Origin of the sequence: Sporosarcina sp. GW1-11 (genome assembly GCF_033088395.1) — a bacterium.
GTDB lineage: Bacteria > Bacillota > Bacilli > Bacillales_A > Planococcaceae > Sporosarcina.
Window position 1 is genome coordinate 38,759 of the sequence record NZ_JAPMIW010000002.1, and the last position, 12,444, is coordinate 51,202.

Genomic DNA, 12,444 nt, shown 5'->3' on the forward strand with positions numbered 1-12,444 from the left:
GACGCATATATCGATCACCAAAAAGAAGTTATCACGAGACGTTCTGCATTCGATATTCGTAAGGCGAAAGACCGTCTACATATCGTCGATGGCTTAATGAAAGCTTTGTCTATTTTAGATGAAGTCATTCAGACGATTCGTGCCTCAAAAGATAAAAAAGATGCGAAACAAAACTTAGTGGATGCTTACGAATTTACTGAAATTCAAGCAGAAGCGATTGTTTCGTTGCAGTTATATCGTCTGACGAATACGGATATTACGGAATTGAAGAAGGAAGAAGAAGAACTTCGTGCGTCAATTGAAGTACTCGAAGGCATCTTAGCAAGTGAATCGAAGCTAATTTCTGTTCTCGTAAAAGAAATTAAAATGATCCGCAAGCAGTTTGCGGAACCTCGTCTTTCTGTCATTGAAGAGAAGATTGAGGAGTTGAAAGTGGACTTGGATATTTTAATTCCGAGCGAAGAAGTGATGGTATCCGTAACGAAAAGTGGTTATGTGAAGCGCACAAGCATGCGTTCTTATTCAGCGTCGGGCGGTAAAGGGCAAGAAATGAAGGAAGATGATTATAATCTACTAGAAATGACGATGAATACGCAGCATCATCTATTGTTGTTCACATCACTCGGTAATTATATCTATCAGCCAGTCCACGAGCTCCCAGATATCCGTTGGCGTGATTTAGGACAGCATCTATCCAGTATCGTCGGGCTCGAACCTAACGAAGAACTAGTGGATGTTATTGGTATTGAAAGCTTTGATGAAAATCAATGTGTCTTAACAGCCGCGTCCAATGGCAACGTTAAACTATCGAAACTATCTGATTTCCAAGTACAACGTTATAACCGCTCATTCAAAGGGATGAACGTCAAAAAAGGCGAAAGATTAGTAGGCGCACGTCTTGTGACGGGAACAGAAGATGTTCTACTCGTCAGCAATCAAGCCTATTCATTACGTTTCGCGTTAAACGAGCTCGCGATTACAGGCATCCGTACAGGCGGCGTCAGAGGTATTCATTTAAAGCCAGAAGACGAACTAGTAGCATTTGAAGTCATCACAGACCAAACGAAGAATATTTTCCTCGCGACGCAGCGCGGATCTGTCAAGCGAATGAACATTTCAGAGTTCGAAACTAGCTCAAGAGCCCTTAGAGGCGTAACCGTTGTAAAAGAATTAAAGTCCAATCCGCATCGTATTGTGGATATGAAAGCCGTAAAAGACGACGAAGATTTCGTCCTACTGACAGCCAAAAACCAAAAAGTTGAAGTCGATCCGATGGCGTTAAAGAACACCAATCGGCAATCAACCGGAAGTGCGGTCGTAGACGAAACCAAGGACGGACAAATCGTTCAAGTGTCTTCGGTGAAAAAAGAAAGTAAATAAATATCAAAAGGGTTGGAAATCATCGCGATTTCTAACCCTTTTTATTATTCATACAGGATAGCGCTACTACATGTAAGGAGTTTTGCGAGGTCTGGTGGTGAATCATCGTTTGGGGCAACTTTGGCTCGGTTGCGGGTGGCAATGGCGCGGTTCGGGGCAGCTTTTGCTCGGTTGTAGGTGGCAATGGCGCGGTTCGAGGCAGCTTTGGCTCGGTTGTAGGTGGCAATGGCGCGGTTCGAGGCAGCTTTGGCTCGGTTGCGAGTGGCAATGGCGCGGTTCGAGGCAGCTTTGGCTCGGTTATAGGTGGCAATGGCGCGGTTCTGGGCAGCTTTGGCTCGGTTATAGGTGGCAATGGCGCGGTTCTGGGCAGCTTTGGCTCGGTTGTAGGTGGCAATGGCGCGGTTCTGGGCAGCTTTGGCTCGGTTGTAGGTGGCAATAGTGCGGTTCGAGGCAGCTTTGGCTCGGTTGTAGGTGGCAATGGCGCGGTTCTGGGCAGCTTTGGCTCGGTTGCGGGTGGCAATGGCGCGGTTCTGGGCAGCTTTGGCTCGATTGTAGGTGGCAATGGCGCGGTTCGAGGCAGCTTTGGCTCGGTTGCGAGTGGCAATGGCGCGGTTCGAGGCAGCATTCGCGCGGTCACGTACTGTATCCAAATCTATCACAATTATAACATTCCACATACTAAGCGCTTATCTTTCTCCAATGTCGTGTCTATCTCTCATAAAAGTCGGGACTATGTATACTTATCAGAAAATAAAAAATTCGAAAAACTCTTCCCTATCAATGGTTCACCGCCACGATGTAGTCTTTTTATAGTCCTAATAAGATTAATTAGTTACTCCATAAAAGAAAATATAGAGGAAAAAACACTTTGTTATGATTCTATCCAAGGAATGAAATAAAAAGTACTAACAGAAGCGGAGAGGTGAGGTGTAGATGAGCATGGTGAATGAAGTACTACAATCAACTATTGAATTGGATCCATTATTTAGTCCACGGAGTATTGCGGTTATGGGGGCCTCTGAGAATACGAACAAAATAGGTTACTTGCAATTGAAAGCACTGATAGATGGAGGATTTGAAGGAGACATTTATCCGATTCATCCGAAATCGAAAGAAATCGCAAACTTACCTTGTTATTCAAGCGTAGGGGATACGCCACATGAAGTTGATCTAGCTATTCTATGTGTCGGGCTCAATCAAGTAGAAAGTTGTTTAATAGAATGCGGTGAAAGTGGTGTTAAAGCTGCAATCGTGTTTGCGTCTGGCTATTCAGAGATTGGCGAGGAAGGCATAGTTGCACAAAATCGCTTAAAAGAAATTGCGGTTCAATACAATATGCGCTTAATCGGTCCTAACTGTGTGGGACTGCTTAATACAACGAACGGATTAATGGGAACGTTCTCCCCTGGACTAACTCTTGTACCGCTTGGAAAAAGACGTGAAGTTGGATTTGTTACACAAAGTGGTGCGTTTGGCGTATTAACATATATTGCCGCTGCACAGCACGGTCTAACGTTTAACTATTTTGTGAGCGTAGGTAATGAAGTCGATGTAGGTTTTTCCGATGTCATCGAGTATATGCTACATGATCCGAAAACAAAAGTCGCAAGCGGCTATTTAGAAGGCGAGAAAAACCCAGAGAAGTTACGGATGCTAGCAAAGTATGCACTAGAGATCAATAAACCAATGGTTATTATGAAATCGGGGCGCAGTAGTGCAGGTAGCCGAGCAGCAGCATCACATACCGGCTCATTAGCAGGTGCTGACCAAATATATGACGGTTTCTTTAAACAGGCTGGGATTGTACGTGCAGATGATTACGATGATATTGTGTCCTTCTCAAAATTATTTTTATCAAATAAAATACCGACTGGACGAAATACAGTAATCGTTACGAGTTCAGGGGGAAGAGGCATCAATGAAACCGATCGATGCGAATCTCACGGATTAACGATTCATCCATTAAGCGACAAGATTAAAAGTCAAATCGAAAAAAATATCCCTAGTTTTGCAAGCGCTTCCAATCCTATCGATTTAACTGCTGCTGCATCGATTACACATCCAGAGCTCTTTATTGAACCGCTAAAAGTACTGGTCAATGATCCGGAGACAGACATTATTATTTTTTCAGAATTCCCGCTTCACTGGGATGAGCACACGCCTATTCTGCAAGAGTTCGTCGAGCTTTGCAAGAACACGGATAAGTTCATACTTGTTACGACATTCCCACTTGAAGGGATGTCTACTCCGAAAAGTACACAATATTTAGAGGATAACGGAATCCCATTTGTTCGTGGGGATATGAACCCTATCCGTTCCCTGGCCAAGCTAGTAGATTACGGGGAAGCGTACAGAAAGGCGAACGTGCAAGAGAAACATGCACCTAGCAACGAGACACCGAAGAAGAATATCCACCATTTATTGCCTAAAAATCAAACGCTTAGCGAATCCCAGTCAAGTGAAATCTTGTCTGCTTACGGAATTCCAACGACGAAACGCGCGGTGGCTACTACAGAAGACCAAGCTGTGATTTTCGCAAATGAAATTGGCTATCCGGTCGTTTTAAAAGTCGATTCACCTGATATTCCACATAAAACGGAAGTAAACGGGATTCGATTAAATGTACAGAACGATGAAGACGTACGAAGAGCTTTCCAAGAGATCTACAAAAGCGCGAAAGAACATTGCCCAACAGCGAATATCCACGGAATTTCTATTCAGCAAATGTTGTCAGAAGGCGTAGAAGTTATTGTTGGTGTGACAAATGATCCGACATTCGGACCTGTCATCATGTTCGGACTCGGTGGCGTATTTGTAGAAGTATTCAAAGATGTTTCTTTCCGTGTCGCTCCTATTACGAGACAAGATGCAATCGACATGATGGAAGAGTTAAAAGGTAATCAATTACTACAAGGTGTTCGAAATAAACATGCAGTCGATACGGAAGCGATCATCGACGTGCTACTGAAAGTATCTGCATTAATACAAGACTACGCAGATGAAATTCAAGAGATTGATATTAATCCGTTAATTGTTTATGAAGATGGCATTGTTGCGGCAGATGCATTGATTATTACAACGTGAGGTGGATGAACAATGGATTTAGATAAAAGCATCATCGGATTAACGAGTAAAGAATATGTTTTCGAAGTAGAAAATCGCCACGTCGGCCAATTCGCTGCTGCGATTGGAGATAACAATCCATTGTATACGGATGAGAGTTATGCAAAACAATCCGCATATGAAGGCTTGATCGTTCCACCGACCTTCCCAATCGCTATGAATAATGGAGATGTAGAGTTACCTATCGATTTGGATCATCGTAGAATGCTTCACGGAGAACAAGAATTTATCTACCATAAACCGGTTCGAGTAGGTGATCGTCTACATTGCCAGCTAAAAGTTAGTGACTTATACGATAAAGAAGGTAAAAGTGGGAACATGCAGTTTTTAAAGCTAGATACAGAAATGAAAGATGAGACAGGCGAATTAGTTTGTATTAGCCGCATGAATATCGTCTATCGTTCACTGGCGAAATAAGGAGGAGGCTATCAAATGATTAAAGATTGGGTGTTGGAAGAACTAGTAGTGGGTCAAAAAACAGAACCGATGATGAAACCGCCAATTACAAAAGTACAACTCGCTCAATACGCAGGTGCTTCAGGGGATTTTAATCCTCTGCACCTTGACGATGAGTTTGCTAGAAAGATTGGAATGGATGGAGTCATTGCACACGGCATGCTCGTGATGGGCTTTCTAGGAGAGTATGTGATGAAAATCGCGGCGCAGCAAGCAAGAGTCGTCAATTTCAACATGCGTTTCGGGAACATGACGTTTCCAGGCGATGAAATTCGCTGTTCGGGGAGTGTCGATTCGCTGCATCGCTCTTGACTTGACAGCCGAAAAGAAATCGGGTGAAGTCGTTGGATCTGGAAAGGCGATTCTAGAACTGAATGACTAAGGAATTGTGAAATAGGAGGAATGAATGATGGGAAATATTAAAGATCGCTATGCCATTGTCGGCGTAGGAGAAAGTAAACGCTCACGAAAGTCGGGCACAACGCCTCTTCACTTAGCACTCGATGCAGCGAGAGCCGCCATAGAAGATGCTGGCTTAAAAGCAACAGACATCGATGGGTTCATGAATTATAACGAAAATGATTCCTGTACATCCCACCAGTTAGCCACGTACTTAGGTGTTCGACCTAAATACGTAAAAGATATTCAAGGTGGCGGAGCGAGTACAGAAATGTTGATTGCTGATGCCGTTTCACTTATTGAATCTGGCATGTTAACGACAGTATTGATCTACCGCTCGATGAATGGTAGTTCAGGAACACGAGTGGGCCGTGGCTATGATCCGGATATGCTACAAGGTGCTTTATCTGGTGGAAGTTTTGTTATTCCTTATGGTTCGGCAAGTCCATCCCAGTGGTTCGGTATGTATGCGACACGTCATATGCATGAAACGGGCATCACAAAAGAACATTTAGGGCATGTCTGCTTGAGTTTCTATGAGCATGCGCAGCGTAACCCGAATGCCTTCTTACACGGTAAACCATTAACGATGGAAGAGTATTTAGCGACACCAGATATTAGCTACCCATTCAATATCCATGATTCTTGCTTGGAACTTGATGAAGGGAACGCCATTATTGTTACATCTGCGGAGAAAGCAAAAGACTGCACATCAAGACCAGTCTATATTATGGGGATGTCCGCAAGACAATGTCACCCACATACGCATTACTGGAATGACATTGACCAAGTAGCTTCTGATTACGTAGCGCAAGAAGTTTACGAGAACGCAGGTGTGACACCCAAAGACATTGATGTCGCATCCATCTATGACTGCTTTAGCTGGGTCGTATTGCGTCAACTAGAAGCGTACGGATTCGCTAAGCGCGGGGAAGTAGGAGAGTTTGTCGCACAAGGGAACTTAAAAATTGGCGGTAAACTACCAACTAATACGGCGGGTGGAATGTTGTCTGAAGGCTATACCCACGGCATGAACAACGCGCTGGAAATTGTTAGGCAATTACGCCATGACTATAAAGGTACCGATCGCCAAGTAGAAGACTGCAAGATCGGAATTTGTACCGGCTGGGCGGGACCAGATATCGCCGGTGCTATGATTTTACGAAACTAGGAGGAATAGTATGAAACACGTAACGACAGCATACCAAAAACCGATTCCATTGAAAGATCAAGATAATCAACCATACTGGGATGCAGCGGATAAGCATCAATTGGCGCTTCAAAAATGTGATGACTGCCAAGCCTATGCACATCCTCCAGGTCCTAGTTGCGCAAAGTGTGGAAGTGAAAATGTTAGCTGGGAAAACTTTGGAGATGATATTCAAGCGACAGTCTATTCATATGTCGTTTCGTATCGGCCGTTCTTGCCAGGCTTCCAAAATGAGTTACCGACGATTATCGCATTAGCACAGCTAGACGACGTGCCGGAAGTGAAAATCATGGGCAACATTTTACATTGCGAAGAAAAAGAGTTGAAGATTGGACTACCTATCCAAATGACTTGGGTAGATATTACGGAAGACCGAGCGCTACCGCAATGGGTTCCAGTGACGAACTGATCGATAGATGAGATAGAAAGGATGAGGGATTATGGATTTCTCTTTTACTAAAAAGGAAGAAAGGTTTAGAACCGAACTACGCACATGGCTTGAAGAGAATCTTCCGGAAGGATGGCTAGAAGGCAAAAGAGATTTACCGGAGGAACTCGATGAATACTCAGCATATTTACGAGCTTGGCAAAGAAAGCTCTATGATGGTGGTTGGGCAGCAATCGCTTGGCCGAAAGAGTATGGCGGTAGAGATGCTAGCCTCATGGAAGAAATTATTTATCACCAAGAGATGGTACGTGTCAAAGCACCGCCACTCATTAACTATATAGGGATACATATGGTAGGCCCTACGTTAATTGATATGGGTACTGAAGAGCAAAAGGAGAAATACTTGAAGAAAATCTTAACGGGTGAAGAAATTTGGTGTCAAGGGTATTCGGAGCCAAGTGCAGGGTCAGATTTAACAGCACTTAAAACACGTGCTGTTAAAGACGGAGATCGTTGGCTCATTAACGGACAGAAAGTATGGACGAGCTATGGTCACGTAGCCGATAAATGTTTCTTGCTTACGCGAACGAGCACTGTGCCAGAAAAAAAGCATCGAGGCATTACCGTGTTCTTAATAGATATGGACCAGCCGGGTGTAGAAACACTTCCAATCGTTCAAATGGACGGTCATAAAGACTTTAACGAAGTCTATTTAACAGATGCGGTCGCAACAGATGCAGATATCGTTGGAGCAGTTGATTCAGGCTGGCATGTATTAATTGCATTGATGCTGCATGAGCGTACAGGAATTGGTGCTGAACTCTTTACATTGGAAAAGCAATTTGAGGATACAGTGACATTAACGCAACAATATAAAGTGAATGGACAGCCACTCATCCATAATCCATTAATTAGACAGAAGATGGCAGGCTTCTATGCTCGCGTGCGTGGATCACTATTAAATTACTATAGAAACCTAACAATGACCGTAAAGAACGGACAACCAGGACCTGAAAGCTCGATTGATAAATTAGTCGTCAGTGAGTTGAATAAAGAGTTGTCTTCATTCGCGGTAGAGATCCAAGGTCACCAAGGTGTGTTATGGGATAAGGACGCAGCTGTAGATTCCAAATGGCAACGTTTATTCCTCGCTTCATTCGGTCAAACGATCGGTGGCGGTACGAGCGAAGTGCAGCGAAATACAATTGGTGAAAGAGTATTAGGATTACCGAAAGATATGGGACGTTAATAGATAGCGGAGGGATGAACTATGGACTTTTCACTAACAGAAGATCAAGAGATGTTTCGTGGACATATTCGTAAAATGCTAGATAAATCTGGCGGTACGCAAGTCGCTCGGGAAATGATTGCAAACAATCCCGATAACTTAAAGAACGTATATCGTACGCTGGCAGAATTAGGATGCTGCGGTATCAATATTCCGGAAGAATACGATGGCTTAGATTTAGAAGCACTAGACCTAGTCCCAACAGTTGAAGAACTAGGCCGTTCACTAGTCCCAGGATTATTTATGGAAACGAACGCTTTAGTTGTACCGATTATTAAAAAATATGGTACGGACGAGCAAAAGCAACATTATCTAACAGCTATTGCGGCTGGAGAAAAGCAAGTGTCTTTCGCAGCACTGGAACCATTCAATGACTTTTCACCACAAGGCATTCAATGCTCTTTAGCAAAGAAAGACGGTCAGTACGTATTGAACGGTACAAAAATTCTTGTACCTGAAGCAGAATTAGCAGATGCATTTTTGCTAGTCGTTCGTACGAGTGTAGACGAAGATGATGGTTTGACACTTGTCTTGATCGATGCAGTAGATGAGTTGAATATCGAAAGACAACTATCATTCGACGAAGCGAAGCATGTCGCGAAAATCGAATGCAATCAACTGGTAATTACCGAAAACCAAATCATAGGCGAAATCGATAAAGGGTGGGAACAACTTCAAGAAGGTCTACTGTACTTCAATGCGGCACTTAGTTCATATATGGTTGGGGCTATGGAACATGTGGTCCACATGGCTGCGGAATATGCGAAAATTCGTGAGCAGTTCGGTCAACCCATCGGTCGCTTCCAAGCAGTCAAGCACAGCATCGTGGATATGAAAGTACATTTAGAAATCGCTCGTTCATTGAGCTACTACGCCAATTGGGTAGTAGATACCGAGGAAATCGATCGTGAAGCAGCAGTATATAGCGCACGTACGTATGCAACCGAGAAATTTATTGAAGCAGCTTCACAGAACATTCAGCTCCATGGAGGCATTGGATTTACAGAAGAAATCGATTGCCATTTATATGTAAAACGTGCGCGTTATTATGATCAATATTTAGGTTCCACACCTTTTTATCAAGAGAAAGTAGTTGCTTCATTAGGCTGGTAATCAAAAGGAGGAAATTATATGACACAAGTAACAGAGCAAGTAAAAGCATACGGGAATGTCATCAATGGTGAGTCGGTACCCGCACAAGACGGAGCTACGACAACTAGTATTGATCCGGCGACAGGAGAAACGTGGGCAGTCATCCCGTCTAGTTCTATTGAAGATGCCGAGCAAGTGATCCAAGCAGCGCGTGGCGCATTTGAAAATTGGTCCAGTCTTTCGGCTCGTACGCGCGGCGACTACTTACGAAAAGTTGGGGATATGATCTCGGAGCACGCGACAGAGTTACTTGAACTCGAAACGCGCAATAACGGCTGGGTCCTCGATGAGTATGGCTATCTTGCAGAAGTGTTGAAGCAAGTATGGTATGACGCAGCAGGTTCAGCCGCGCTACTAGGCTCACAAGGACGTACGGTACAAATGGGAACAGGTGACTTTGGATTTACGCTACGTAAGCCTTACGGAGTCGTAGTCGGAATCCTCCCTTGGAACGCACCGTTATTCACGTTTACGATAAAAGCGGCTTACGCGTTAGCTGCTGGAAATACAGTTGTTATGAAACCATCTGAAAGTGCAGCGGTCGGATCGTTGCGCTACGGTGAACTCATTTCAAAAATCTTGCCTCCAGGCGTACTCAACGTAATTTCAGGTTCCGGACGCGTGATAGGTGATTACTTAGTCGCTCATAAAGAAGTAAACAAAGTGAGCTTAACAGGTTCAATCGGGACAGCTGAAATGATTACAAAAGCGACGGCAAAATCACCGAAGTCGTTAATCTTTGAACTCGGTGGGAAATCACCAAATATCGTCTTTGAAGATGCAGATATTGAACAAGCAGCTCACGGATTAATTAGCGGGATTTTCACACGTAACTCTGGTCAGCTCTGTGTTTCGGGATCCCGTATGCTGATCCAGCGCACAATTTACGATAAAGTTATCGCTCATATGAAAGAATTGATGACGGATAGTGAATTTGTAAAACATGGGGATACATTAGATAAAAACAATACGATGGGGCCAATCGCTAACGAAGCGCAGTATAAGAAAGTTTGCTCTTATATAGACGAAACAGCGAAAGATGCGTATGAAGTCGTATTTGGCGGAAAATATGGCGGGGAACATGTATTGCCAGGTCAACCTGAATACGCGAACGGTTACTGGGTTGCCCCAACACTAGTGAAGGTGACGGACAATAATCAAAAGCTATGCCGTGAAGAAATCTTCGGTCCTGTGGCGGTGGCGATTCCGTTTGATACGGAAGAAGAAGCGATTCAAATTGCTAATGATACAAGCTTCGGTCTTGCGGCTGGTGTGTGGACAAAAGATCTAGGCAGAGCACATCGTCTAATTGATAAGCTCCAAGCAGGTAATGTATGGGTGAATACGTATGCTAGAGTCGGAGTGGATTTACCATTTAGCGGTGTCAAAGAAAGCGGTTACGGATCAGACTCAATCCTTGAATACACACAAGAAAAAGCTTGCGTCATCAACATTCGTTAAGTAGCAATAGAGTAGGGTCTGCATTTGTGCAGATCCCTTATTTTTAGCACGACAAATAGACTGAACATACTGAATGTCGCTTTACTAAATAACTGTCATGAAATATATAGGAGGAGGTCACTTTATGAGAGAAACAGCGGCAAATGACAAGTCAATTAATAGAGGACTCTATTTAATCAGTTTTGGGGCGTTCTTTATTATGTTAAGTTTAGCAACGCATCTTCCTGCATATCCGCATATGATTCAGGAATTTAACTTAACGCCTGGTTATGCAGTATGGATGCAGTTAGGATTAGCAGTTGGTCTGACTGGATTCCAGCCTCTACTCGGTTGGATCGGCGACTCTTACGGATTAAAGGTAGTCATCTTAATCGGTGGGATTTTCATGGTCCTTGGATCCTTGCTCGTCGCGTTCTCCTTTTCTTTCTGGGTGCTCGTTCTCGGTTTATTCTTTAAAGGAGTATCAGGAGCAGCGATTGCACCGTCAGGCATTGCTTACGCGGGAAGGCTTATGAAAGGAGCCAACCGTGGTAAAGCAATCGGAACATTTTTAGGGCTTATTACTATCGGCTCCGTATTTGGACCGGTTATTAGTGGGATGATCGTTGATATAGTCAACTGGCAAGCAAGCTTTTTGCTTACGGCTGTTCTCGGTATGATCGCACTTGTATTATTTAGCTTCGTACCAAAAATGAAAACAGTTAAGCGACACAAGTTGGATGTACTAGGATTGATTTTTGTTATCGTTCTATTACTTGGTCTGTTGACGATTCCTACATTCATTAATAGCTTTGGTATCTCATCTGGTATGTGGATCCCTTCATTCGTAGTATTCCTCATCGCATTGACTGCGTTAATCATCGTGGAGAGAAAGCAACATTCACCTCTACTAGATATTAACTACGTAGCGAATCGCAATTTCTGGGTACCGACAACAATTGCCGTGTTTATTTTCTTAGGTTATACCGGCGTCATGTACTTAATGACATTTTTCGTCCAAAGCGTTCAAGGAAAAGATGCGACAACAGTCGGCTTTCTACAGATGGCCGTATTCCTAGGCACATCAACAGCCGCTTATTTCACAGGTAAAATACTAAAGAACTTCTCTGCACGATTGATTATCGGTACAGGTATTCTCGTATTCGCTTCTGGGATCGTTATGTTGAACTTCGTTACACTAACAACATCGTTTATATATTTGTTCATCACTATGAGTTTAATCGGTATAGGTGTAGGCCTCCAAACACCGGCTGTGAAAGCTCTCATTGTATCGGAAGCTGCAACAGAACGGATGAACGTCGTGACATTTACGAATTCAGTAATTGAAACCATTGCACAAAGAATGGGTGCTTCGTTTGCGCTAGTGGCCTTCTCGATTTTTAGTGCAAACGGCAATATGGTGGCAGCGGTATCCAATACTTCATGGATCATCATGATTTTCATCGGAATCGCCTTATTGTTTTTACCACTTATTCCACGAGCTATCCCTGGAATTCACAGTAGTGAAGATTTAGTAGATACAACGATTGTTCCTCAGCCGTTAAAACCTGAGGAAATAAAATAAGAATGGCAAATAGCGTGTAGAGA

At 43.5% G+C, this 12,444-nt stretch carries 10 protein-coding genes and 1 pseudogene (1 of these 11 running past the window's edge); 10 read left to right on the forward strand and 1 reads right to left on the reverse strand.

Annotation, left to right across the window (positions count from 1 at the left end; genetic code table 11):
- A pseudogene (parC, locus tag ORD22_RS02235) lies at window positions 1–1,380 on the forward strand (DNA topoisomerase IV subunit A); it begins 1,015 nt to the left of the window's first position.
- 44 nt (window positions 1,381–1,424) lie between these two features.
- Here parC and ORD22_RS02240 read toward each other — a convergent pair.
- Window positions 1,425–2,039, reverse strand: a complete 615-nt coding sequence (locus ORD22_RS02240; RefSeq protein WP_317644241.1) for a hypothetical protein — start codon at window positions 2,037–2,039, stop codon at window positions 1,425–1,427.
- Between the two features lie 274 nt (window positions 2,040–2,313).
- On the opposite strand from ORD22_RS02240, the gene ORD22_RS02245 reads away from it, so the two are divergent.
- The 9 genes from ORD22_RS02245 (at window position 2,314) to ORD22_RS02285 (ending at window position 12,421) form a co-directional block, all read left to right on the forward strand.
- Window positions 2,314–4,464 carry an acetate--CoA ligase family protein gene (locus tag ORD22_RS02245; RefSeq protein ID WP_317644242.1) on the forward strand — a complete coding sequence of 717 codons (2,151 nt, stop codon included), beginning with the start codon at window positions 2,314–2,316 and terminating at the stop codon, window positions 4,462–4,464.
- A 12-nt stretch (window positions 4,465–4,476) separates the two neighbouring features.
- Window positions 4,477–4,920, forward strand: coding sequence for a MaoC family dehydratase N-terminal domain-containing protein (locus ORD22_RS02250; RefSeq protein WP_317644243.1), 444 nt, complete (start codon window positions 4,477–4,479; stop codon window positions 4,918–4,920).
- Window positions 4,921–4,935: 15 nt separating this feature from the next.
- Window positions 4,936–5,271, forward strand: a complete 336-nt coding sequence (locus ORD22_RS02255; protein WP_317644244.1) for a MaoC/PaaZ C-terminal domain-containing protein — start codon at window positions 4,936–4,938, stop codon at window positions 5,269–5,271.
- 97 nt (window positions 5,272–5,368) lie between these two features.
- On the forward strand, window positions 5,369–6,529 hold the full coding sequence (locus tag ORD22_RS02260) for a thiolase C-terminal domain-containing protein (protein ID WP_317644245.1): 1,161 nt from the start codon (window positions 5,369–5,371) through the stop codon (window positions 6,527–6,529).
- Window positions 6,530–6,539: 10 nt separating this feature from the next.
- Window positions 6,540–6,977, forward strand: coding sequence for a Zn-ribbon domain-containing OB-fold protein (locus ORD22_RS02265; protein ID WP_317644246.1), 438 nt, complete (start codon window positions 6,540–6,542; stop codon window positions 6,975–6,977).
- Between the two features lie 31 nt (window positions 6,978–7,008).
- Entirely contained in the window at window positions 7,009–8,205 is a 1,197-nt protein-coding gene (locus tag ORD22_RS02270; RefSeq protein ID WP_317644247.1) for an acyl-CoA dehydrogenase family protein, read from the forward strand.
- 21 nt (window positions 8,206–8,226) lie between these two features.
- Window positions 8,227–9,357, forward strand: coding sequence for an acyl-CoA dehydrogenase family protein (locus ORD22_RS02275; RefSeq protein WP_317644248.1), 1,131 nt, complete (start codon window positions 8,227–8,229; stop codon window positions 9,355–9,357).
- 18 nt (window positions 9,358–9,375) lie between these two features.
- The gene (locus ORD22_RS02280) at window positions 9,376–10,857 is read left to right on the forward strand and encodes an aldehyde dehydrogenase family protein (protein WP_317644249.1); all 1,482 of its coding nucleotides are present in this window, start codon (window positions 9,376–9,378) and stop codon (window positions 10,855–10,857) included.
- Between the two features lie 124 nt (window positions 10,858–10,981).
- Window positions 10,982–12,421 carry an MFS transporter gene (locus ORD22_RS02285; RefSeq protein WP_317644250.1) on the forward strand — a complete coding sequence of 480 codons (1,440 nt, stop codon included), beginning with the start codon at window positions 10,982–10,984 and terminating at the stop codon, window positions 12,419–12,421.
- Window positions 12,422–12,444: the final 23 nt, after the last annotated feature.

Coding starts and splice junctions, on each gene's coding strand:
- ORD22_RS02245 (WP_317644242.1), top strand. CDS start 2,314: ATGAGCATGGTGAATGAAGTACTACAATCAACTATTGAATTGGATCCA.
- ORD22_RS02250 (WP_317644243.1), top strand. CDS start 4,477: ATGGATTTAGATAAAAGCATCATCGGATTAACGAGTAAAGAATATGTT.
- ORD22_RS02255 (WP_317644244.1), top strand. CDS start 4,936: ATGATTAAAGATTGGGTGTTGGAAGAACTAGTAGTGGGTCAAAAAACA.
- ORD22_RS02260 (WP_317644245.1), top strand. CDS start 5,369: ATGGGAAATATTAAAGATCGCTATGCCATTGTCGGCGTAGGAGAAAGT.
- ORD22_RS02265 (WP_317644246.1), top strand. CDS start 6,540: ATGAAACACGTAACGACAGCATACCAAAAACCGATTCCATTGAAAGAT.
- ORD22_RS02270 (WP_317644247.1), top strand. CDS start 7,009: ATGGATTTCTCTTTTACTAAAAAGGAAGAAAGGTTTAGAACCGAACTA.
- ORD22_RS02275 (WP_317644248.1), top strand. CDS start 8,227: ATGGACTTTTCACTAACAGAAGATCAAGAGATGTTTCGTGGACATATT.
- ORD22_RS02280 (WP_317644249.1), top strand. CDS start 9,376: ATGACACAAGTAACAGAGCAAGTAAAAGCATACGGGAATGTCATCAAT.
- ORD22_RS02285 (WP_317644250.1), top strand. CDS start 10,982: ATGAGAGAAACAGCGGCAAATGACAAGTCAATTAATAGAGGACTCTAT.